Raw genomic sequence first — 23,219 nt, 5'->3', positions numbered from 1 at the left:
GTATGACGGCTGTCGACCACATGAGACTACGGATTGCTGACTCCATCCTCGACAACGGGTGCTTTAGGCAGGTCTCTTGCGCCAGGCAACTCACCATTCGACGGATTCATACCGACGATTGTGCTTTGTCCCCGATAAATGTCGCGGGAAATTCGAATGCGTTCGGTTACCTTTCCGTTAACCTTCTTGATACGGTAGGTTTCCACGACATACCCAGGCTTGCCATTCTGCAGTACCCTGTGTTTGCCGGGAGATAATGAGCCGTCTCGGACATACTTTAGCGGAGCAGGAATACCCTGCACGATTTTTGATTCGAGTGAATAGACGGTATCTTTCGGAAAAGTTCCGAAAAACTTGAGTGTCAGGGTCCGACCGGTGACCTCGGCGTGGATCAGCAGATGCTTGCCGGTATTGTTGCGGAATCGGAAATTAATGTATCCCTCAGCAAAGGTGGCGTCCTGACCTTTGGGCAAATAATTGACCGGAAGGGAATGGCTTCGGCGTTCCGTCACTTCGAGTCCGGTCAACAGAACGGCATTGTATACAGTGCTGGACACTTGACAGATTCCTCCGCCAATCCCCGGCACAAGCTTGCCGCTAACGATGACCGGCGCTTGCTTGAAGCCGAATTTTTGCCGGGCTCTCTCCACCACTTCGGCGTAGTTGAATTCATCGCCCGGTTTCAGAATCATCCCGTTCACGGCTTTGGCGGCAGCCGTGATATTATGTACTCGGCCCGGACCGCTTGCGCCTAGTTGGGTAGAGAACTGTATGATTTTCCGTTCGATGCCCTCAGCCTGGAGAGACTTTACCGTTACATCCGGTACAAGCAAAGTGAGAGGCAGCTCAACCATAATGATCTCGGGGGGATCAGACTGCAGAACAGAGAAATCGCCAGGAATGGCTGCCCCTAATTGGTCGCTAAGCGCCGTCCAATCAATCCGGAACGTCGTTTGCTCAGGTGAGTAGCGCACGATGTCTCCGGTAATGCTGCGTACCGCATTGACCGGTTCTCCGAAGCGGTCTTTTTCCCATTCCGTGTGGAATCTCTTCTTTAGAGTATCGAGATCCCAATCAGGGTAGATGCTCCAGATTTTCTCGAACCGGTACCGATATAAAGCCCGTTCCCACAGGTTTCCCGCAGTGAACTTGGATACAGCGCTACGGAAATCATTCGCTTCATACTTCACCCCGGCTTCCCTAAGGCTAAGCGTCTCCTCCTCTCCATTAAGATGGTCCCCGAAGAATTGCACCTGAATCGATTCCATAGCTTTTAAGCGTTCGTCCAGTTCGTTTAGAACCTCACGAGCGGGCCTTCCTCCGATGTCCCAACCAGATAGCATGACGCCTTTAGGCAGGATATTTTGATTGGCATAGAGGGCCAGTCCGCCATAACAAATAGACCCGATTAACAGCAGACTAATGACAACGATGAGACCAATGTGAATTTTTTTCATTAGAAACCACCTTTTTTACTTCTGATTAACCGTAGTTCAAGCACCTTCTAATGTATATGTCACAGGGCCGATAAACTTTCGGGTACTCAAAAGGTAACAAATTTGTTACAATGGTTGATGTCATGAGGATTTTTATTGGATTTTAAAGGAATTACATGGAAAGTGTCGAAAGTATAAGGGCTAATCAAGTAATGGGAAGTGATGAAGTGATAGAAATGCAGGATGTGTGGAAGACCTATCCGAACGGCACCCATGCACTTCAAGGGGCCTCGGTAAAAATCGACCGCAATGAGTTTGTTTACGTCGTCGGACCATCCGGCGCTGGTAAATCGACATTTATGAAACTCATCTATAGAGAAGAAGTACCTACCAAAGGGCAGATTTCAGTCAACGGATTTAATATCGGTAAGCTGAAACAGCGCAAAATCCCTTATGTTCGGCGTAATATCGGGGTTATCTTTCAAGATTTTCGACTCCTGCCGAAGATGACAGCTTATGAAAATGTAGCCTTTGCTATGGAAGTAATTGAGGCGCCTACGCGTCTGATGAAAAAACGGGTCATGGAAGTCCTTGATCTTGTGGGGCTGAAGTCCAAGGCATCCCGCCTACCGGCTCAATTGTCCGGCGGGGAACAGCAGCGGATTGCTATAGCTCGGGCGATTGTGAACAATCCGTCTGTGATTATAGCGGACGAGCCTACAGGCAACTTGGATCCGGAGACTTCGTGGGGAATTATGCAGTTGCTTGATGAGATCAATTTCCGGGGAACAACCATCGTGATGGCAACCCATAACAAAGATATCGTAAATACGATGCGTAAACGCGTTATCGCCATTGAACAAGGACAAATTGTCCGAGATCAGGTGAGAGGGGAGTACGGATATGACTTTTAAAACCTTCCTACGGCACTTGCGGGAAGGGGCCAAAAGCGTATTCCGGAACGGCTGGATGTCCGTAGCGTCTGTAACCTCAATCGTAGTGTCATTATTTATTTTGGGCGTATTTATTTTATTAGTATTGAATGTAAACGCATTGGCCGATAAAGCCGATAGTGAAGTACAGGTGAGCGCTTATCTTAATCTGAACGTCGATGAGAAGATGCGCGAGACTATCCATAAAGAAATCAAGGCGATGCCTGAAGTCAACTCTATCATTTTTGTTTCGAAAGACGAGGGAATGAAGGAGCTTACCGAAAGCCTAGGAGAGGAAGGCAAGGATATGCTGGACGGGTTCAACACTAAAGACCAGAACCCTTTGCCGGACTCATTTGTCATCCAGGTTATCGAACCTACTACAGTTCCTTTTGTAGCCGATAAGATTAGCGCGCTTAACAAGAAACACCCGGAGCAGCCGATCATGAGAGTGAAATACGGGGAAGGTACCGTTGAAACGCTGTTCAAAATTACCCGTACCGTACGTAATATCGGATTTATTTTTGTTGGCGGACTCGGCCTGATGTCGATGTTCCTGATCTCCAACACGATCCGGGTTACGATATTGGCCCGTCGCCGGGAGATTGGCATCATGAAGCTGGTCGGAGCGACGAATAATTTCATTCGCTGGCCGTTCTTCGTGGAAGGTGCCTTGATCGGGTTCATGGGCTCGTTGGTTACAGTTGGCGTGTTATTCTTCGGATACAACCGTCTACATAACGCGGTTAAAGGTGATATTACCCTGTCGCAAAGTTTGATACCGCTGGGAGATATATGGATGCTGCTTGGGGGATTGATACTCCTACTGGGAATGCTGATTGGCATTTGGGGCAGCACGATGTCTATTCGCAAGTTTTTGAAGGTATAACCTTATAACTGTTGATATCGTCTAATAGTTTCAATTTATTCTAATTATTAAAAATTCAACTATATAGAACACTGAAAAGGATGGGGAGCGCAAGTTGAAAAAGATCGCCGCCGGATTAGCCGCCTTACTATTGGCCGCAGTCGTATTCCAACCCTCAGTCGGATTAGCCGAAAACAAAACATCTGCTGATGTTGATCGTGAAATCAAAGCGCTTCAGGAGCAGGTCCGTCAGGCCCGCAACCAGAAGAACAAAGCTGCAGAAGACAAGCAAGAGGCGCAGCATTACAAGAATAAGACAAACAAAACCTTGAAATATGTAATGGACCAGATCGATATCGTCAGCGGCGAAATTACCAAAATCACGATGAAAATTGATGAAACGGAAGAGGAGCTTCACGTGACTGCGCAAGAACTGAAGTCAGCTGAAGAAAGAATCGCAGCCCGTGAGAAACTTTTAGAGAAGCGTATTCGTTTAATATACATGGATGGGGAAGTTTCCTATCTGGATGTGCTTTTGTCTTCGACAAGCTTTACAGATTTCCTGGATCGTGCAGACTCGCTCAAGACTATTGTTGATCAAGACCAGGATCTTCTGGTTCAGCATAAACAGGACAAGATCCTCGTGCTGGATAAGAAAAAAGAGTTGGAGGGCCAATACGCCAAGGCTAAGGACCTGTACGCTCAGATGGAAGACCATAAACATGAGCTGAATGAGAAAGAAAAAGAGAAGAGAGTTCTCATTGCCGAGTACGACCAGAAGATTGAAATATCTGATGAACTTTCCGCTGAACAGGAGCAAATGCTCGTTGCGCTGGCTACGAAGCGTTCGAATCTCCAACAGGAGAGAAATAAGCTCGCAGCAAAAGAAGCTGCAGCAAGAGCGGCTAAAGCCAAGGCTGAAGCTGAGGCAAGAGCTAAAGCAGCAGCTGAAGCAGCAGCTGCTGCTGCGAAGAAAAAAAATTCGGTCGCTTCGTCCAGACCTTCAGGCGGTGGAGGTTCGTTTACGGGCAATGGAGGTCCGTTCGCTATGCCTGTATCCGGTGCTTACCTGTCTTCCGGCTACGGACCACGTACTCACCCGGTCACCGGTCAAGTAATGTCGATGCACACCGGGCAAGATCTTGCAGCACCTGAAGGAACAGAAATTCGGGCAGCAGAGAGCGGCACTATCATTCTTGCTGAATGGTGGAGCAGCTATGGCAATACGGTTATTGTCGACCATGGCGGCGGTGTATGGACCCTTTACGGTCATATTCGCAACGGTGGCATCAAAGTAAGTGAAGGACAGCAGGTCAGCCGCGGACAAAAAATTGCTGAGGTTGGTTCTACAGGACGAAGCACAGGTCCTCACTTGCATTTTGAAGTGCGGATTAATGGCTCCGCTGTAAATCCGACTCCTTATCTGTAGTCAAGAAGTATAACCGCTGTATAAATATTCCCCGGAAGTTAATCATATACTAGGATGACCGGGAAGCTGCGAAGCGAAATAGCTGATACGTACAAAGGCGGTGAAATCCATGTTAAGAAAAAGAACGGTCGTATTTCTCGTTGTAGCTGCCATGCTGTGCGGTGGACTTCTGACGATGATGTTCACGCAACTGCCGAATCTTGCAGGTTCGAGTGCTAGCGGGGAAGGCCTGCTGGCTAGCATCGCGAAGAACGGATTGGAACAGGAAGAAGCCAAGAAGATTGGTACCGCCCTCGACATAATTGAAAGCAATTATTACAAAGATATTGACCGGGACAAGCTGGTTGATGGAGCAATTAACGGAATGATGGAATCACTTGGTGATCCTTACTCCAATTACATGGGCAAGGTGCCAGCAGCTCAATTTGAGGAAAGCATTGAGGGCTCGTTTAGCGGTATTGGTGCAGAGGTTTCCTCGGTTGACGGTAATGTTGTGGTCGTGTCCCCAATCAAGGGATCGCCAGCAGATAAAGCCGGAATTCGGGCCAAGGACGCGATTTTATCGGTCAACGGTGAATCATTACAAGGTCTGGATTTGAATGCCGCAGTGGCCAAAATCAAAGGTCCGAAAGGCTCGAAAGCGGTCATCAAAGTGAAACGCGCAGGAACGCCTGAGCCAATCGAATTTGTAATTATTCGAGATAACGTAAACCTGGAAACGGTTAGTGCCAGAATGGAGAGCAATAAAGTTGGTATTATTGAGATCTCACAGTTCTCCCTTAATACAGGTGACCGCTTTAAGGAAGAGTTGAAGAAGCTGGAAGCGCAAGGGATGGAAGGACTCGTGATTGACGTACGGAACAACCCGGGTGGTGTGCTTGCCGTAGTCATCGATATTGCTGAGCAATTCGTGCCGAAAGGCAAATTGATCGTCCAGGTTGAGGATAAAGACAAGAAACGGGAGAAGCATCCTTCTAACGGAGAATCCAAACCGTATCCTGTTACGGTGTTGATGAACAAAGGCAGTGCCAGTGCTTCTGAAATACTGGCGGGTGCGCTGCAACAATCAGCCGGAGCTGTATTGATCGGTGAGAACACATTTGGTAAAGGTACGGTACAGACCAGCTTTGAGAAGCAGTTTGGAGACGGAAGCCTGCTTAAGGTAACGATCGCCAAATGGCTGACGCCTAACGGTTCATGGATTCATGAAAAAGGAATCAAGCCCGATTTGAAAGTAGCTCAGCCGGATTATTTCTTAGTTGCACCGATTGATAAGAAGAAAACATTGAAATATGATATGAACGGCTCTGACGTGATGAACGCCCAGATCATGCTCGAGGCAGTCGGCTATAAGCCAGGCCGGAAGGATGGTTACTTTGACCGGGCTACTGAAAAAGCTGTGAAGAGCTTCCAAAGCAGCCAGAAGCTTAAAGCAGACGGAGTGGTGAATACCGCAACAGCGGAAGCCCTTGAGGCTGCGTTGATCAAGAAGATTCAAGATCCGGAGAATGACAATCAATTGAATCGCGGAATCGCCGAAATCCGGGAGGAAATCGCGACCAAGGCGTCGAAGAAATAGAAGGCTGAACTTTAGCCTTCTTTTTTTCTTGAGATTTAAGAAGAGGATCGTGCATTGCTCCTAGCGCGTGGTGTGGCGTTACATGACTGTGGTCAAATATGTTTTGGAGGAGCGTCTTAAGAGGAAGGAGTGTGACAAGCTTTTGGAAACAGCCAAAGAGTTGCTGTGGCTCGGATTGGATGCAGGATTACAGCTGTTAATGCAGCCGTTTTATTATATTTCTATTATTTTTATTGCATTGCTTTATCGCAGACAGGTACTTTTGGAGCGTAAGCTGTTTCACGTACGACTAAATGGTTGGGGAATGCAGACGTGGAGAACATTTCTTGGAGGGCTCGTTGCCGGGATTGCCGTTTCGATTGTAATGGCCTTTCTCGGAATATCCCTCACCTTTGCAGCCGTCATATGCATATGGGTAACGGCGCTTGTACTGATGCTGTTCCGGGTGAGATTTTTATGCTTTGCCTATTCCATAGGCGTGCTCGGTATAATCCAGTTCGTATTAAGCTGGTTTCCTGAGTGGCAGCCTGAGGGTCTGCTGGGGAGTGCGATAACTACGATAAGCAGCCTCGATATTCCTGCACTGCTTGCTTTAGCAGCTGTGCTTCACTTTGCGGAAGCGGTGCTTGTTGTACTGCAAGGCTCGAAGTTTGCAACACCACTGTTCCTGGAAGGGAAGCGGGGGAAACTGGTAGGCGGTTATCACATGCAGAGCTTCTGGCCGCTGCCACTCTTCCTGCTGATACCGGCTTCCGGTGGCAGCATGGTATTGCCTTGGACGCCGTTCTTTGGCGGTGAGGCTTGGAGCGGCGGGTTCAGTATGCTGGTGCTGCCCGTACTGATCGGCTTTGGAGAGATGACACACAGCATGCTGCCACGGCAGAAGGCTGCAGTTACATCCAAGAGACTTGTTGTTTACAGTGCTGTGGTACTTGTACTGAGTCTGCTCGCCGAGTGGTGGTCGCCGCTTATGATTATCGCTGCTATTGCAGCACTGGTCCTACATGAAGGACTGGTCTGGTACAGCCGTAACGAGGAGAATGAGCGGAGTCCCGTTTTTGTTCATCCATCACATGGTTTACGTGTACTGGCTGTGCTGCCGGGAAGTCCCGCAGATGAGCTGGGCATATTGGCAGGTGAGACGATTCTTAAAGCGAACGGGACACTTGTTCACAACAAGGAACAGCTGCATGCTGCGCTTCGTCAGAATTCGGCATTTTGCAAGTTGGAGGTCCAGAATCATCAAGGTGAGAGCAAGTTTATGCAGAGGGCGATATATGCCGGTGACCATCATCAGCTCGGAGCCATCGTTGCACCGGACCCAGACGACAACTTGTCGGTGAAGTTGAAGCCACTTAGCGTGTTTGCTCTTCTTGGGATGAAGCTGAACGTGAAGAATAAGGTGGCTGCCAATCCTGGGCAGACGAAGGCCGATTCAACGCCGGACAAGCCAGAAACGGTCGAGGTTTAGAATGGGTCAGAATAAGACTTAATGGAATCTAAAAAGCGATCTTCCTCGTTTATTACGAAGGAAGATCGCTTTTTTAGTGATTTAGCTTAGCTATAGCAATTATACATCACTACGCGTATGAACCTTCGTTCGTGTAAAATGCCACTTATTCATATCATTCAACAGGGTTTGGGGTCGACCGACGTCATGTAACAACGTACCTCTCTAGGGGCTGTGCACGGTACAAATGTTGTATAAAATGCAACTTTATTTCGTCATACAGCGGCGAAGGCCGGATTGTTGTATAACATACAACAATCCGGATAGGAAATCATCGATTTCCTCTTTACAGGACGAATTGCTGTAGAATCTACAACAATATCAGTAGGTTCAGTCATTTTGTTCTTCCAAAGTTGTATGTTATACAACAATTACTTATCACATCATGCTGTCGGTGAAGTTGAGGGCTAGAGAAAGTCGGCTCATCTCGGCTTGAATTATCGACTCACTTGAACCAATATGCGTATTTTTTGGAGGATTGTACACATGACCGAGCAGCTGAGGCTAGGGGTTCAGTTGCAGTGAAATAGCTTACCGTACCGCTAAAAAAGGGACTCTCATGTGAGAGTCCCTTTTTTAGCGGTACAATATGGCTTGCATAGCACAATTTGTGGTGGGTATACACAAGCCTCTAGAAGGGGTGATGTGTATGAACTTCTCTTTTTCCGATATCATCATTTTTGCGGCATTTGTTGTCGCTTTATTGACGTATATCGATTCAAAAAAGAAGTAACCCGCCACAGGTTGAAGGCCTAACGGGTTACTTCTCACGATTCATCTGAGGAGGTTATCCCACCACAAATGCTGTACTTTGGGAGCAGCTGACCGGCTGCTCCTTATTTATTGTTATCTTAGCATATGAAGGAATATACCTCAAGTTACTTCAACCTCTGTTTCCCACCGATCCCTGCCCCTTTTTTAAATAGAAAATGGCGATTTGTGTCCGGTCTCGTAGATTTAGCTTCCCTAAAATCTCGGTTACATAATTTTTGATGGTGCCTTCGCTCAGGAACAGCTGGCTTGCAATTTCCTTGTTCGAAAGGCCGTCTGCAATCAGAGAGACGATATTTTTCTCAGCTGGTGTGAGACCATAATGGTCCATTGCAGAGGGTTCCGCAGGCGCGTTGTGTGAGGTCGGCCGGAGCATCCCGGTCAGTTTGCGGGCGATATCGGGATGAATGAGCATGTTGCCGTCATGGACCGTCTTGATGCCTTGAATGATCCGGTCCGGCGGAATGTTCTTGAGCAAATAACCGCTGGCGCCGTTTTGCAGCGCTTCGACGATATAATCGTCGTCGTCAAAGGTGGTCAGCATCAGAACTCTCACATCAGGGAACCGCTCTCGGATCCGTTGGGTTCCTTCGACGCCGTCGCATATCGGCATCCGGATATCCATCAACACGACGTCTGCCCTAGCCCCGCCCTCAAGCAATTCCAGCGCCTCGGCTCCATGAGCAGCAGCTCCGATAACCTCCACTTCAGCATCCATGCCGACTAACAGTTTCAAGCTTTCTCGGATAAACGGGTCATCGTCCACAATCAGTACAGATATCATATGAACACTCACTTTCTTTCTTATCATCTATATTCCCTACACAATCTCGCTCTTCCGGTAGACAGGCAGCCGCGTGATGACGGTAAAAGGCGTCTGCCGGCGGATCTCCAGTGTCCCTCCGATGACTTTGGTACGCTCCAGCATACCGCTAAGCCCGATGCCCTGTTTTCCGATCCCGGAGCTTTCCGCAGCTAAGACTTCTTCGGCTGCGACCTCCCCGTTGTTCGAGACCTCCATACAGATCTCGTCATCCCCATAATAGAGGAGCACATCTACCTCGTCTGCGTGCCCATGCCGAATCGCATTCGTAATGGCTTCGCGTGCATTTTTGTAGAGGACAACCTGCTGGCTCGGGTACAGTGGATACGGCGGACCCTCCACCCGAATCCGGGTCCGGATTCCGGTTTCACGTCCTGTTTCTTCAAGCAGGCGCTCCAAGGAGTAAGCATCTGTTAGCTGCCTGCCTGGATTCATTCGTTTGACCGCAGACCGCATTTCATCCATGCTGGCCCCGATTTGATCACGGATCTGGTATAGCAACTCCATCCCACGGGCATTATCCTGCGGCACGGTGTGAATAGCTGCCTCCATCATCATTTTTACCCGAATCAACCGGTGTCCGATGTCATCATGAAGCTGCCTGGAAATCCGGCTCCTTTCCTCAGCTTGCGCGGCGCCTTCTACCTGGTGGGCGAATTGCTGCATTCGGCTGCGGGCCTCTTCCAGTTCGAAATGTTTACGTTTAAGCTCATCGTACAGCCGCAGTGTTTCCTCTCGGCTTCCCGAAGTGTTAACCAGTATGCCGATGAATACAGCGATTAGGATCAACAGGAAATTGGCAGAGATAAGCCATAAGACATCGTAACCCTGAAGCGATACATTCAGTACCAGGAAATGGATGCCGAGGAGGATGTACCGAAGCGGTACATTGGACAAGACCAGATACGTGCAAGCGGTCGACAAAGAGATAAAAACCATCATCAAGCCGTACTGTTGGCACAGCCAACCCGAGATAATGAACTCCAGAAAAGCTGCGGTGATGATGACCGGACTTGCATTGAAGTAACGGCCAAGCACCGCCAAAGCAAGAAATAACAGGATAAAGAGGGTGTACTGGTCATAATGGTCGATTCTGTCCACATATAGCCCTGCGGCAGCGGGGAGGAGAATAAGACCAAAACGAAGTGAGGTCAGTGAATAACGCATATATGAAAAGACATCCTTTTTCCATGAAATAGGACCTATATTAGTTCGCTTCATTATAGCACAACGCGTGCTTCTGTCAGAGGTGACTTTGGTCACCCGAGAGGATGACTTAATCTACCTGCGGAGGAGATTCTGATCCGGTACAATGAAATCAAGAAATGGAAAACGGAAATCAGAATGGAGCGAAGAACAATGGCATTCTTACAAATGAACGATGTGGTTAAACGATATGGAAGTAAGCTTTCGGTGGATCACTTGAACCTGACCATAAACGAAGGCGAAATCTTTGGACTGCTGGGACCCAACGGGGCCGGCAAAAGCACGACGATCAATATGATCTGCGGACTGCTCAAAATCGATCAGGGCAGCATTGAAGTGGACGGTATCTCCATTAAGGACCGACCACTGGAAGTGAAAAAAAGAATTGGGCTCGTTCCTCAGGATCTTGCGCTGTATGAGACGATGTCCGCTGCCGACAACGTGTACTTTTTCGCCAAGTTGTACGGTCTCCGGGGAAAGCTGCTGAAAGAACGGGTAGAAGAGGCGCTTACGTTTGTTGGCCTGCAGGACCGGGCGAAAGATGCACCCTCGACCTTCTCCGGCGGTATGAAGCGGAGATTGAACATCGCTTGTGCCTTAACCCATCATCCGAAGCTGATCATTATGGACGAGCCGACCGTCGGCATCGATCCGCAATCCCGAAATCATATTTTGGAATCCGTAAGAAAGCTTAATGAAATGGGCTCTACCGTAATTTATACCAGCCACTACATGGAAGAGGTTTCAGCGATCAGCGACCGTGTGGCGATTATGGATAAAGGGCATGTGATTGCTTTTGGCACCCAGCAGGAACTGAGAGAGCGGGTCGCCCATGAAGAGAAAATCGTGTTGACTGCCGAAGGCATCACACCAGCCATGGTAGATGAACTGACCATACATCCCCGAGTGTCTCGGGTTCATCGGGATGAGCGTGTTCTGGAGATCTATCTTCCGTCCGCGCAAAATGATCTGCAGGATGTTTTGTTTATTTGCAGCAAGCATGAGGCAGCTATCCAGAGTATCCAATGCGAAGAACCGGATCTCGAGACGCTTTTCCTTAGTCTGACGGGTCGGACACTGCGCGATTAGATTCCAAGGTTGAATAGGGAACAATGTGAAGGAGGGAACCACAGTGAATATAAGAACCATTACATGGTTTGAACTGAGAAGAATGTTTCGTAGCCGGACGGTAGTGTTTAACCTGTTCCTGCTGCCAATGTTATTGATCTTTATATTGGGTACGGCGTTATCAAGTTTTTTCGGCGGCATGGAGGACTATGTTCCTGAGCAGGTGACGGTGGGAATCATCGGCGTGGAGTCCGGCGAGTCGCTTCCATCAAGCTTTAGGACCTTTATCGAGGCGCCAGAGATTGCAAAAGTGCTAGTTCCATCCATGGGACTTACGCAGAAGGAAGCGGAGAGCAAGCTCCGCACAGGCGGTATTGACTTTGCCGTCACGGTACCGGAGGACCTTGATACTCAGATCTTTTTGGGCGGTAAAGTCCAATTGGAAATGCTTCTTGGAAAAAACCGCACGCGCAATTTGATTGCGGAATCGATGTTCGGCGCTTTTATGGATGAGGCCAACAGTAAGCAGGCGCAGGCCGTCATTGTGGGACCACAAGTGCTTACGAACAGCAGCTCCGCTGTGAACGAACGTCCTTCATATGTAGAAACCGGCAAGCTGAATGACCAAGGCGAGACTTACTCGGCCGTACAGTATTATGCCGCATCGATGTTAGTTATGTTTCTGCTGTACTCAGGTTTAACTGCGAGCAACAGCTTGTTTTCGGAAAAAGAAAATCATACGCTGTATCGGCTGCAGTCGACACCGGTCTCTAGCGCGACTATTTTTGGGGGCAAAATTCTGGGATGCAGCGTTGTGACGGTGATGCAAGCCATTCTGATCGTTGTGGGCTCTAGCTGGATGTATGGCGTAAATTGGGGGGACCATGTCTGGCTGTTAATGCTGGTATGTGTTCTGATTACGATGACTTCCATGACCATTGCGATCATAGTTTCGCTAGTTACCAAAACTGCCTCGACGGCAACCGCGATTATTCAAGCTGTGGTCATTGCCATGACATTCCTGAGCGGAGGATTTACGCCGCTTCCGGTGGATTTCATTCAGGCTTTAGGTGAGTTCACCGTGAACCATTGGGCGCTGCAAGGAATTCTACGCATGATGCTAAACGCAGAGTTATCTCAAATTTTAACGTGTGTCGGGGTCTTGGGCGCAATCTCGCTCGGTTTGTCCGCCGCGGCCATGATCGCTTATCGAAAGGTGGGTTACCATGCATAGTCTTACCATCGCTTGGCAGATGATCAAACGGACACTAGGCCGTAAGAAAGGCTGGATCTCCTTTGTCATCATTCCATGTGTCGTCGTTACAGCAGCTGTAGCGCTCCTCGGAAATGAAGAGACGACCAGCGTAACGATCCCTTACATGAACTCGGATACCGGTCCTGCGGGCAAGCACCTGATAGAGGAATTAAGCCGCACAAAAGAGTACATTATGAAGCCAATCAGTTCGGAAGAGGAACTCAAGCAGTCCATCATCCGGCAAAAAGGGAAGATCGGCATTATGATTCCAGAGAACTTTAGTGAAGCTCTTCTGGCAGGAGACACACCCACAGTAGAATTGTATGAGCTATCCAGCAGCGAGGCATCCTTTATGGTCAATACGACGGTAAATGGAGCGATCGGACGCATGGGGGATGCTGCCACCATCATCCGCAATGATGCTGATAAGAATCAGGATCCAAAGGATGCACTTGAGAACATATTGAATCAGACGGAAAAACACCAGGTTGAGGCCGTCAGCACGGATATGGGGCTGTACGCCAAGCCGGGTCTGAACAACGTAACGGGTTTTACTCTCATGTTCATGATGGGCCTCATCTCCAGTGCAGTTATGCTTATCGTGGAAGATCGGAGAATGCGCACCATGTCGCGTATCTTTACCGCTCCGGTTCGCTCGTATCAAATTGCGCTTGGGAACTTTCTCGGCAGTTTTGCTTTAGGTGCTTTACAGGTTCTGTTCGTATTAATCCTGACAAAATATGTGCTTGGTTATGAATATGGTATTCCGTTTTTCATGCACTTCTTAATTCTGACAGCGTTCATGCTCGTCGCGATGGGCATAGCCAGTACCGTTGCAGGGACGATCCGCAATCCTCAAAATGCCGGGATGCTCAATTCCTTGATCATTACACCGACGTGCATGCTTGGTGGCTGTTTCTGGCCGCTGTCGATCATGCCGGATTTCCTGAAAAAAATCGCCAACTTCATTCCTCAGAAATGGGCAATCGAAGCGGTGGAAACGGCTGCTTCGGGTGGTACACTGGCGGATATCCAACTGCCGTTGCTTATCCTGGGTTTGATGGCGGTTATCTTGCTGGGGATAGGCTCCGTAATTCTGCGACCTAGCGAAACGAGTGTGAATGCGTAAAAGATGATCCGCTGGAGCAGGTTTCCCTGAAAAGAGGAATCTACCGAAGGAGTCTGAGATTTAACAATACAAAAAGGATCGGCTCTCTAAAAAAAGAGGACCGATCCTTTTGCAATCATATTGAATTTCATTACTCGCAGAAACGGCTGCAATCTTTATAAGGATGGCAATGCCGTTTCTTCTTGGTTATATACGCCTCAGTCTACGTCTACTGTCGCAACTGTCTCAATACCGTGATTTCAACCCGGCGGTTTTTCTGCCGTCCCTGAGCGGTAGTGTTATCGGCGGCCGGACGGGTGTCGGCATACCCTGCATATTGAAAGATGTCAGGGCTCAGTTTGCTTACGTCAAGAAAATAACGCAGCACCGACATGGCACGGGCACCGGAAAGCTCCCAATTATCTTTATAGAAGGGACCTGCAGGTACGTTGTCAGTATGACCTTCGATGCTAACCGTTGTATTGAGATCACGGAACAGACTGGCGAGCTTGCTGAGCACCGGATCAGCACCTTCTTTCAGCTCAGCTTGACCGGGATCAAACAGGAAGCGGTCGCTGAGCGTGATTGCAATGCCCTGAGGCTCATCCGAAATAAAAATGTCGTTATGAAGTTGATTGTCCTGCACATATTGTTTAATTACATTCATGAACTCGGCGAGTTCTTCCTCCTGCTTCCGGAAGGCGAGCTCTCTTTCGGTCATTGGCTCGGGGTCTTTCTCTCCCGTAGCTGCTGCCGGCGGGTTTTTGTGTTTCTCGGTGTCTGCCGTACCTGTTAGGCCGGATCCCTGCTCGAGGATGGAGTCTCCACTCCGGAAGGTGGATTGCAGAGAATCGGTGACAAGCTTGTACTTTTCGGTATCAAGTCGGCTCATTGCATACATGACGACAAAAAAGATCAGCAGCAGTGTGATCAGATCGGCATACGTGATCATCCATCGGTCCCGCTGGTCACCGCCAGCGTTCTGCTTTCTGCGGCGTCTTCTAATCGGCTGTCTCATGAGCCGTCCCCCTTGCTTCAGGGATAATGGAGAAGCTGGCGGAAGCATAAGAAGCCAGCTTCTTGCGCACGAGAAGTGGGTGCTCCCCGTTCTGTACTGCTATAATACCTTCAAGCAGAAGCTCCATATTTTCAATTTCTTCTTCACCACGTGCTTTAATCTTGGATGCAATGGGAAGAAAGATAATATTGGCACTTGCGACACCGTACAGTGTGGCCGTAAAGGCGACGGCAATGGAGGGGCCGAGCTGGGTCGGATCCTGAAGATTACCGAGGACATGGATCAAGCCCATGACGGTACCGATAATTCCCATCGTTGGGGCGTAGCCACCGGCAGACTCAAATATTTTGGCGTGATTTTCGTACTTCAGCTCAGTTGCCTGAATCTCAAGCTCAAGAATTTGCTGAACGAGCTCGGCATCGGTACCGTCGACGACCATCTGCATTCCTTCCCGCAAAAAAGAATCAGGGTGATCGGCAGAAACCTGCTCCAGGGCGAGTACGCCATCCCTGCGGGCGACAGATGCCATGCTCACGATGTCATCGATAAGCCCCTGGGAAGAACGGTTCCGGTGTCCGAAGGCAATTCGGAGGCCTTCCGGAATTTTGCGTAGACGGGAGGCGGGGAAGCTGATCATGACAGCGGCAAAGGTGCCGCCAAATACAATAAGCGCAGCGGCACTCTGCAGCAATCCGCTGATATGTCCACCTTCCCATAAGAAACCTCCGATTAATGCGACAAGACCGGCTAATATTCCGATAACGATAGTAATATCCATAGCACTGAACCATCTCCTTTATATATGAAAATTGTATATATAGTGTTTGCATAGAAAAAACGAAGAGAGTATAATAGTAGGGGAACACGCATTCTTATTTATTGGATGTTTAGGGATGAATTTCCCTTCCATATATTATCGGGAAAATTCGACATAACCTTTAGTATACCTATTCTAGACGATAAGGGTGATATTGGACAAATGAGCGATATCGTTGTCAGTACCAAATCCTTCGAAATTGAGTCGGAATTTCAGCCTCAGGGTGACCAGCCCAGGGCGATTACCGAATTGGTTGAGGGGATTCAAGAGGGCAAGAAGCATCAGACACTGCTTGGCGCTACCGGAACGGGAAAGACATTCACGATCGCGCAGACCATTGCCAAGTTAAACCGGCCTACGCTGGTCATTGCGCATAACAAGACACTTGCCGCACAGCTGGCAAGCGAGTTTAAGGAATTTTTTCCGCACAACTCGGTTGATTATTTCGTGAGTTACTACGATTACTATCAGCCGGAAGCTTACATTCCGTCCTCGGACACGTACATTGAGAAGGATTCAAGTATTAACGAAGAGATCGATAAGCTGCGCCACTCCGCAACGAGCTCACTGTTCGAGCGGCGGGACGTTATTATCGTGGCCAGTGTATCTTGCATATATGGTTTGGGTTCACCGCAGGAGTATGGAGAACTGCTGCTCTCTTTGCGAGTAGGTATGGAGAAGCCGCGCAATCAGATTTTGTCGCGGCTTGTTGATATTCAGTACCAGCGAAACGACATTAACTTTGTGCGCGGCACGTTCCGTGTGCGGGGTGATGTCATCGAAATCTTCCCGGCATCCAAGGGAGAGCATGCTGTCCGTGTAGAATTGTTCGGTGACGAGATCGAACGAATTACCGAGATTAACGTTCTGACCGGCGAGTTGGTTGGCGAGCGCGAGCATGTTGCGATCTTCCCGGCATCTCACTTCGTTACCCGGGAAGAGACAATGCGCGTTGCACTTGTCAATATCGAACGGGAGCTGGAAGAGCGTCTTGAGATATTGCGTGCCGATGGCAAGCTGCTGGAAGCGCAGCGGTTGGAACAGCGCACGCGTTATGATATCGAAATGATGAAGGAAGTCGGTTTCTGTTCCGGTATCGAGAACTATTCCGGACCGCTAACGTTCCGGGAGCCAGGGGCAACCCCGTTTACTCTGATGGACTATTTTCCGGATGACATGCTGATTGTTATCGACGAGTCTCATGTGACGCTGCCGCAGATCCGGGCGATGTATAACGGTGACCGTGCACGTAAAACCGTTCTGGTGGATCACGGTTTCCGTCTGCCATCGGCACTGGACAACCGGCCGCTGCAGTTTGAGGAATTCGAGGATAAGGTCAACCAGATTGTATATGTGTCTGCGACCCCAGGGCCGTATGAGCTGGAGCACTGTGACACGATGGTGGAGCAGATTATCCGTCCGACAGGGCTTCTTGATCCGCTGATTGATGTAAGACCGTCCGAAGGACAGATTGACGACTTGATTGGTGAGATTCATGAACGGATCGAACGCGATGAGCGGGTGCTTGTGACAACGCTGACGAAGAAGATGGCGGAGGACTTGACCGATTATTTGAAAGAGATCGGAATTAAGGTCCGCTACTTGCACTCCGATATTAAGACATTTGAGCGGATGCAAATTTTGCGGGATCTTCGCCTCGGTACATTCCACGTGTTGATAGGTATTAACCTGCTAAGAGAGGGGCTTGATCTTCCGGAGGTGTCCTTGGTTGCGATACTGGATGCTGACAAGGAAGGCTTCCTCCGCTCGGACCGATCGCTGATCCAGACGATCGGTCGGGCGGCGCGGAACTCGGAAGGTCGGGTTATCATGTACGGTAACAAGATCACCGACTCTATGGATAGAGCGATTAAGGAAACGGAACGTCGCCGTAGCGTCCAGGAGGAGTATAACGAGAAGCATGGCATTACGCCGCAAACGATCCGCAAGAAGGTTCGCGACGTAATCGAGGCTACGAAGGTAGCCGAGAGCAAGGCGGATTACCTGACAGGTGCCGCCGGCAAGATGTCCAAGAAAGACCGCCAATCGGTGATCGAGCGACTGGAAGTCGAGATGAAGGAAGCTGCCAAGAATCTTCAATTCGAACGGGCAGCAGAGCTTCGCGATGCACTGCTTGAGCTGAAGGCTGAATAATTGACATTGGAATTGGCAGACCGCCGTCTTTATAAGGACGGCGAAGCCGTTTCTACTTAAAATAATAGGTTGGCTGTGTGAAGCAGTGAGGAGATGATATCTTTTGGCAAGTGACAATATCGTGATTAAGGGCGCGCGTGCCCACAACCTGAAAAATATCGACGTAACGATCCCGAGAGACCGGTTCGTAGTGCTTACCGGACTAAGCGGCTCCGGCAAATCATCGCTTGCGTTTGATACGATCTACGCAGAAGGACAGCGTCGTTATGTAGAATCACTGTCGGCGTATGCCCGTCAGTTTTTGGGCCAGATGGAGAAGCCGGACGTCGATTCCATCGACGGACTGTCTCCGGCCATATCGATTGATCAGAAGACGACAAGCCGTAACCCCCGTTCCACGGTGGGAACCGTTACGGAGATTTATGATTATCTGCGGTTGTTATTTGCCCGCATAGGCCACCCTCACTGTCCAGAGCATGGCATTGAGATTACATCCCAGACGGTAGAACAAATGGTAGACCGTATCATTCAGTATCCGGAGAAGACGCGCCTGCAGATTCTCGCACCGGTTATTTCCGGACGGAAAGGCGAGCACAAGAACCTGTTCGCGGATATTGCGAAGCAGGGCTTTGTTCGCGTACGCGTGGATGGTGAACTGCGTGACCTATCAGAGAATATCGAGCTGGAAAAGAACAAGAAGCATACGATTGAAGTTGTAGTTGACCGGATTGTGGTAAAGCCGGATATTGAAGCCCGACTGGCTGATTCGATCGAGACGGCACTTAATCTATCGGGAGGACAGCTTCTGGTGGATATCATGGGTCAGGAGGAGCTGCGCTTCAGCTCCAACTTTGCCTGTCCGGTCTGCGGGTTCAGTATGGACGAGCTGTCTCCGCGGATGTTCTCTTTTAACACGCCGTTCGGGGCTTGCCCTGATTGTGACGGTCTGGGTGTGGAGATGATTGTGGACCCTGATCTGCTTGTGCCGGATACAAGCAAAAGCATTGAAGACGGTGCTTTCCAAGCATGGGCCGGCGGTACATCAACCTACTATCCGCAGTTCCTTAGATCCGTGTGCGAACATTACAAGATTCCACAGGATGTGCCTGTAAGCGAGCTGGATCCAGATCAGATGAATAAACTGCTGTACGGGACGGGCAGCCAGAAGGTGCATTTTAAATACGAGAATGATTTTGGGCAGCGGAAGGAAGCGATGGTGACTTTTGAGGGGATTATCCCCAATCTGGAGCGCCGTTACCGTGATACGAACTCCGATGGCATTCGCGAGCACATTGAAGGATATATGAGCTCGAAGCCTTGCGATGTATGTAAAGGACACCGTCTTAAGAAAGAAACCCTTGCTGTAACGATTAACGACCAGAACATGGCGTATGCCACGAGTCTGTCTATCGGGGAAGCCACACGTTTCTTTGAAAATTTGGAGCTAACCCCGAAAGAGAGTCAGATCGCGAACCTGATTCTGAAGGAGATCAACAGCCGTCTCGGCTTCCTGGTCAATGTCGGACTGGATTATTTGACGCTGAGCCGTTCGGCCGGCACGTTGTCCGGTGGGGAAGCTCAGCGGATCCGGCTTGCAACCCAGATCGGCTCGAGTCTGATGGGTGTGCTTTACATTTTAGACGAGCCGAGCATCGGTCTACACCAGCGGGATAACGACCGTTTGATCTCAACACTGGAGCATATGCGTGATCTGGGCAACACGCTGATCGTCGTAGAACATGACGAGGATACGATGATGGCGGCGGACTACATTATTGATATCGGTCCGGGAGCGGGAATCCACGGCGGCCAAGTTATCGCGCAAGGTACTCCGAAAGAAATTATGGAAGACGAGAATTCGCTGACAGGGCAGTACCTGAGCGGACGCAAGTTCATTCCAGTTAACAGCAAGCGTCGCAAGACGGATGACCGCTGGTTGGAAATTCGGGGTGCCAAGGAGAACAACCTTAAGAATATCAATGTAAAAATTCCAATCGGTGTCTTTACCGCCGTTACCGGTGTATCTGGATCTGGTAAATCGACACTCGTGAATGAAATTCTGTACAAGACGCTGGCGCGCGACTTGAACAAGGCACGGGTTCGTCCGGGTCAGTACCGTGAAATGCGCGGACTGGAGCATATCGAGAAGGTCATTGATATTGATCAGTCGCCGATTGGCCGGACACCGCGTTCCAACCCGGCGACCTATACCGGAGTGTTCGATGATATCCGCGATATTTTCTCCCAGACGAATGAAGCGAAGGTTCGCGGTTATAAGAAAGGCCGTTTCAGCTTTAACGTGAAGGGCGGCCGTTGTGAAGCGTGCCGCGGTGACGGAATCATCAAGATTGAGATGCACTTCCTGCCGGATGTTTATGTGCCATGTGAGGTATGTAAGGGCAAGCGGTACAACCGTGAAACACTGGAAGTGAAGTACAAAGGGAAGAATATTTCCGATGTACTGGAGATGACAGTTGAGGATGCAACAGAATTCTTCGTGAACATTCCGAAGATTCACCGGAAGATGCAGACCCTCATGGATGTGGGTCTCGGATACATCAAGCTGGGTCAGCCTGCGACCACATTGTCCGGCGGGGAAGCCCAGCGGGTTAAGCTCGCTTCCGAGCTTTACCGCCGCAGCACCGGCAAGACGATGTATATTCTCGATGAGCCGACAACTGGTCTGCACGTTGATGATATTGACCGTCTGCTTGTCGTGTTGCACCGATTGGTGGACTCCGGCGAATCGGTCCTCGTGATCGAGCATAATCTCGATGTCATCAAGACAGCAGACTACCTAATCGATCTTGGACCAGAGGGCGGCAGTGGCGGTGGTACAATAATTGCCACCGGTACACCGGAGCAGATTGTGAAGGTGTCGGAATCCTACACTGGTAGATATCTTAAGCCAGTTCTGGAACGGGATACGAAACGGACGGAAGCTTGGAATCAAGAAAATGCGGTTAAAGAGGAGTCTGCGGCAAAGTAAGTGTAAGAGTCAGTGTGCCTCCTCCATGACTGCAAGTCTAACGGCTCTGCATGAGGTGCAGGTCAATGGCGAGACGGGATGTAACCAGGCGAGAATCAACCGAAGTAACTTCTGGGGAGCTTTGCCCGCTTAAAAACGATGTGTGACGGGTAATCATTCAGCGAGGGAAAAGCTTTACAGGAAACATAAAGAACCGAAGCCTTGGTAACAAGGGCTTCGGTTCTTTTTTTAAGATGAGAAAGTTAAACTTTGGAGTAAAGCGCATCCCTATCTCGCAAGAAAAACTACCGCAAAGTGCGGACTGTGACTAGGAAGCGACTACCTCAGAAGCCAGAATTTCCGTCAGTTTCTCCTGGAATGCTGGCACACCGACACGCTGTACGTATTCGAAGAAGCTTTCTTCCGGTGACAGGCGGTTGTTTTTGTAGAACAACAGGAGCTGTGCGAGTACGGGCCCCACGTTATCCCCTTTGACCCGGCCTTTCAGCGCTTTGTTCAGCTGCGCTCCCGGTCCAAGCGATCCGCCAACAGCAATATCGAATGCGTCCACCATACCAGCTGGCGTTCTGATCAAAGCGCCTTGTAGACCGATATCCGCGATATGCTTTTGACCGCAGGAGTTCGGGCATCCGATAAAGTGAATACGAACCTTCTCATCGAGTTCAACGTGCTCGTCAAGATACTCCGCAACGACTTTCGCACGCTGTTTCGTTTCCACAACAGCAAGGTTGCAAAATTCGTTACCGGTGCAGGAAACTGTACGGCTCATAAAATGTTTCGGAGTTGGGGTAAGACGCTGAAAGATAGGAGCCTTGAGCAGCTCTTCAACCTGATGATTCGGTACACCGCTCAGGATGATGTTTTGCGACATAGTAGTACGGATTTTTCCATCCCCGTAGTTGTCAGACAGATCCGCAAGCTGCACTAGCTCACTGGCATTCAGGCGTCCTACCGGAACGTTTAATCCGACATAGTTAAGCCCTTCCTGGCGCTGTGGGTGAACGCCGTCGAAGTAGGCTGCTTGCCAGCCAATGGTTTTGTCCTCTCCCCGTGAAGGCAGCTCGCCGACCAGTTCCACAAGCTTCTCCTTGAACTTATCCGGGCCCCAATCGGCAACAAGGAATTTGAGACGAGCATGGTGCCGCTTCTCGCGATATCCATTATCACGGAAGATTGTGGTGACTCCGACTGCAACTTTCAGCGCATCTTCAGGACGGATAAAAATATCGAGCGACTGAGCCAGATGAGGTTTGGCAGAGAGGCCGCCACCTACCATCGCGTGGAAGCCGATAACTTCCTCACCATCAATAACTTTTACCGCTGGAGTTAATGCCAGGTCGTTAATTTCAGCATTGGCGTTGTTGTAGCGGTTCGAAGAAATCGAAATTTTATATTTACGCGGCAGATTGGAGAAATCACGGTTCATCAGAAAAAAGCTGTTGATCTCCTCCACAAGCTCAGTTGTATCCATCAGCTCATGCGGATCAATACCCGCCAAGGGACTGCCAACAATCGTTCGCGGGCAGTCCCCACACGCTTCATAGGAGTATAGACCGACATCTTCAAGTCTTTGGAAAATATCAGGCAAGCTTTCAACGGTGAGCCAGTGAAACTGGATCGCCTGGCGTGTCGTCACATCAACCAGATCACGGCCATATAGTCTGGCGATATCGGCTAAAGCACGAGCCTGGGCCGTTGTCATGATTCCTGTATTGATCCGGACACGCATCATGAAATGTCCGTCCTTCGGCTTTTGCTGGTAAACTCCGGCCCATTTGAACCGATCCATATCATCGGCGGGGATGGAGTCAAAGCCTTCTACTGCATATTTCTCAATAATGGTACGGATTACGTCCAATCCGTCCTTCTCTAGCTTTACAAATTCAAATTTGTTCAGCTTGTCGGGGTTAGCCGTCCATATCGGTTCATAAGCCATGGGTATAACGCCTCCTGCATCATGATTTGAGTGTTATGTCATGCTGTTAATTTATTAATTCCGATTTGAATAGTGTGATATTGAAGTTGATATTATCACACATCATCGTGTCCGTAAATGAAAAAATGGATTTCTTTATCAAATTTTCAAATGGATTGTTTTATGGAATATGGAGTCGGCAGGCAAGTGGAAGTGACAATCTGCTGAGATGATTTTAGGTTAAGTCCTTTTAGTCAAGGAAGGAATTCATAAATGTGTTGCATTAATGATTAAATATGAGAAAAAGTTGTGACTTTTTTACTTTTTTTGAGAGGAAGGGC

16 protein-coding genes are annotated in these 23,219 nt (G+C 49.3%); 10 read left to right on the top strand and 6 right to left on the bottom strand.

Annotated elements, in window-relative coordinates:
• Nucleotides 1-26: 26 nt before the first annotated feature.
• The gene (locus MNQ98_RS27130; protein ID WP_241930956.1) at nucleotides 27-1,457 is read right to left on the bottom strand and encodes a VanW family protein; all 1,431 of its coding nucleotides are present in this window, start codon (nucleotides 1,455-1,457) and stop codon (nucleotides 27-29) included.
• A gap of 206 nt (nucleotides 1,458-1,663) precedes the next feature.
• On the opposite strand from MNQ98_RS27130, the gene ftsE reads away from it, so the two are divergent.
• The 5 genes from ftsE (at nucleotide 1,664) to MNQ98_RS27105 (ending at nucleotide 7,715) form a co-directional block, all read left to right on the top strand.
• Complete coding sequence (gene ftsE, locus MNQ98_RS27125; protein ID WP_241930955.1) at nucleotides 1,664-2,350, top strand: cell division ATP-binding protein FtsE; 687 nt, start codon at nucleotides 1,664-1,666, stop codon at nucleotides 2,348-2,350.
• On the top strand, nucleotides 2,340-3,257 hold the full coding sequence (gene ftsX, locus MNQ98_RS27120; protein ID WP_241930954.1) for a permease-like cell division protein FtsX: 918 nt from the start codon (nucleotides 2,340-2,342) through the stop codon (nucleotides 3,255-3,257). Before ftsE ends, ftsX begins: the two co-directional genes overlap by 11 nt.
• Before the next feature lie 94 nt (nucleotides 3,258-3,351).
• Nucleotides 3,352-4,665, top strand: a complete 1,314-nt coding sequence (locus tag MNQ98_RS27115; RefSeq protein ID WP_241930953.1) for a murein hydrolase activator EnvC family protein — start codon at nucleotides 3,352-3,354, stop codon at nucleotides 4,663-4,665.
• Between the two features lie 109 nt (nucleotides 4,666-4,774).
• Nucleotides 4,775-6,244 (top strand): S41 family peptidase, encoded by a 1,470-nt coding sequence (locus MNQ98_RS27110; protein ID WP_241930952.1) that lies wholly within the window; start codon nucleotides 4,775-4,777, stop codon nucleotides 6,242-6,244.
• A gap of 142 nt (nucleotides 6,245-6,386) precedes the next feature.
• A complete protein-coding gene (locus tag MNQ98_RS27105) occupies nucleotides 6,387-7,715 on the top strand; it encodes a PDZ domain-containing protein (protein ID WP_241934051.1) in 1,329 nt (442 codons plus the stop codon).
• Between the two features lie 922 nt (nucleotides 7,716-8,637).
• Here the strand turns inward: MNQ98_RS27105 and MNQ98_RS27100 are convergent.
• Complete coding sequence (locus MNQ98_RS27100; RefSeq protein ID WP_241934050.1) at nucleotides 8,638-9,309, bottom strand: response regulator; 672 nt, start codon at nucleotides 9,307-9,309, stop codon at nucleotides 8,638-8,640.
• A 36-nt stretch (nucleotides 9,310-9,345) separates the two neighbouring features.
• Nucleotides 9,346-10,515: a sensor histidine kinase gene (locus tag MNQ98_RS27095; protein WP_241930951.1), complete on the bottom strand. Its 1,170-nt coding sequence runs from the start codon at nucleotides 10,513-10,515 to the stop codon at nucleotides 9,346-9,348.
• A 192-nt stretch (nucleotides 10,516-10,707) separates the two neighbouring features.
• Between MNQ98_RS27095 and MNQ98_RS27090 the strand changes: the two genes are divergently transcribed.
• Genes MNQ98_RS27090 through MNQ98_RS27080 form a run of 3 tightly spaced genes read left to right on the top strand, consistent with a single transcriptional unit; the run spans nucleotide 10,708 to nucleotide 14,006 of the window.
• Nucleotides 10,708-11,643, top strand: coding sequence for an ABC transporter ATP-binding protein (locus MNQ98_RS27090; RefSeq protein WP_241930950.1), 936 nt, complete (start codon nucleotides 10,708-10,710; stop codon nucleotides 11,641-11,643).
• Nucleotides 11,644-11,686: 43 nt separating this feature from the next.
• Nucleotides 11,687-12,856 carry an ABC transporter permease gene (locus tag MNQ98_RS27085; protein ID WP_241930949.1) on the top strand — a complete coding sequence of 390 codons (1,170 nt, stop codon included), beginning with the start codon at nucleotides 11,687-11,689 and terminating at the stop codon, nucleotides 12,854-12,856.
• On the top strand, nucleotides 12,849-14,006 hold the full coding sequence (locus tag MNQ98_RS27080) for an ABC transporter permease (protein WP_241930948.1): 1,158 nt from the start codon (nucleotides 12,849-12,851) through the stop codon (nucleotides 14,004-14,006). Before MNQ98_RS27085 ends, MNQ98_RS27080 begins: the two co-directional genes overlap by 8 nt.
• A 208-nt stretch (nucleotides 14,007-14,214) precedes the next feature.
• On the opposite strand, the gene MNQ98_RS27075 is transcribed toward MNQ98_RS27080, so the two are convergent.
• Both MNQ98_RS27075 and MNQ98_RS27070 read right to left on the bottom strand, forming a co-directional pair.
• Complete coding sequence (locus tag MNQ98_RS27075; RefSeq protein ID WP_241930947.1) at nucleotides 14,215-15,003, bottom strand: flagellar motor protein MotB; 789 nt, start codon at nucleotides 15,001-15,003, stop codon at nucleotides 14,215-14,217.
• Complete coding sequence (locus tag MNQ98_RS27070) at nucleotides 14,987-15,781, bottom strand: flagellar motor protein (RefSeq protein WP_241930946.1); 795 nt, start codon at nucleotides 15,779-15,781, stop codon at nucleotides 14,987-14,989. Before MNQ98_RS27070 ends, MNQ98_RS27075 begins: the two co-directional genes overlap by 17 nt.
• A 201-nt stretch (nucleotides 15,782-15,982) precedes the next feature.
• Here MNQ98_RS27070 and uvrB point away from each other — a divergent pair, with 201 nt between their 5' ends.
• Both uvrB and uvrA read left to right on the top strand, forming a co-directional pair.
• The gene (uvrB, locus tag MNQ98_RS27065) at nucleotides 15,983-17,974 is read left to right on the top strand and encodes an excinuclease ABC subunit UvrB (RefSeq protein ID WP_241930945.1); all 1,992 of its coding nucleotides are present in this window, start codon (nucleotides 15,983-15,985) and stop codon (nucleotides 17,972-17,974) included.
• Nucleotides 17,975-18,077: 103 nt separating this feature from the next.
• Nucleotides 18,078-20,963: an excinuclease ABC subunit UvrA gene (gene uvrA, locus MNQ98_RS27060; protein ID WP_241930944.1), complete on the top strand. Its 2,886-nt coding sequence runs from the start codon at nucleotides 18,078-18,080 to the stop codon at nucleotides 20,961-20,963.
• Between the two features lie 307 nt (nucleotides 20,964-21,270).
• Here uvrA and MNQ98_RS27055 read toward each other — a convergent pair whose 3' ends face one another.
• Complete coding sequence (locus MNQ98_RS27055; RefSeq protein ID WP_241930943.1) at nucleotides 21,271-22,899, bottom strand: nitrite/sulfite reductase; 1,629 nt, start codon at nucleotides 22,897-22,899, stop codon at nucleotides 21,271-21,273.
• Nucleotides 22,900-23,219: the final 320 nt, after the last annotated feature.

Source organism: Paenibacillus sp. N3/727 (genome assembly GCF_022637315.1).
Taxonomy (GTDB): Bacteria; Bacillota; Bacilli; order Paenibacillales; family Paenibacillaceae; genus Paenibacillus_AQ; species Paenibacillus_AQ uliginis.
The sequence above is the reverse complement of the archived record's forward strand: the minus strand, read 5'-3'. Positions and strand labels throughout refer to the sequence as shown.

Coding starts and splice junctions, on each gene's coding strand:
- MNQ98_RS27055 (WP_241930943.1), bottom strand. CDS start 22,899: ATGGCTTATGAACCGATATGGACGGCTAACCCCGACAAGCTGAACAAA.
- MNQ98_RS27095 (WP_241930951.1), bottom strand. CDS start 10,515: ATGCGTTATTCACTGACCTCACTTCGTTTTGGTCTTATTCTCCTCCCC.
- MNQ98_RS27110 (WP_241930952.1), top strand. CDS start 4,775: ATGTTAAGAAAAAGAACGGTCGTATTTCTCGTTGTAGCTGCCATGCTG.
- MNQ98_RS27100 (WP_241934050.1), bottom strand. CDS start 9,309: ATGATATCTGTACTGATTGTGGACGATGACCCGTTTATCCGAGAAAGC.
- ftsX (WP_241930954.1), top strand. CDS start 2,340: ATGACTTTTAAAACCTTCCTACGGCACTTGCGGGAAGGGGCCAAAAGC.
- MNQ98_RS27070 (WP_241930946.1), bottom strand. CDS start 15,781: ATGGATATTACTATCGTTATCGGAATATTAGCCGGTCTTGTCGCATTA.
- MNQ98_RS27130 (WP_241930956.1), bottom strand. CDS start 1,457: ATGAAAAAAATTCACATTGGTCTCATCGTTGTCATTAGTCTGCTGTTA.
- MNQ98_RS27090 (WP_241930950.1), top strand. CDS start 10,708: ATGGCATTCTTACAAATGAACGATGTGGTTAAACGATATGGAAGTAAG.
- MNQ98_RS27075 (WP_241930947.1), bottom strand. CDS start 15,003: ATGAGACAGCCGATTAGAAGACGCCGCAGAAAGCAGAACGCTGGCGGT.
- uvrB (WP_241930945.1), top strand. CDS start 15,983: ATGAGCGATATCGTTGTCAGTACCAAATCCTTCGAAATTGAGTCGGAA.
- MNQ98_RS27080 (WP_241930948.1), top strand. CDS start 12,849: ATGCATAGTCTTACCATCGCTTGGCAGATGATCAAACGGACACTAGGC.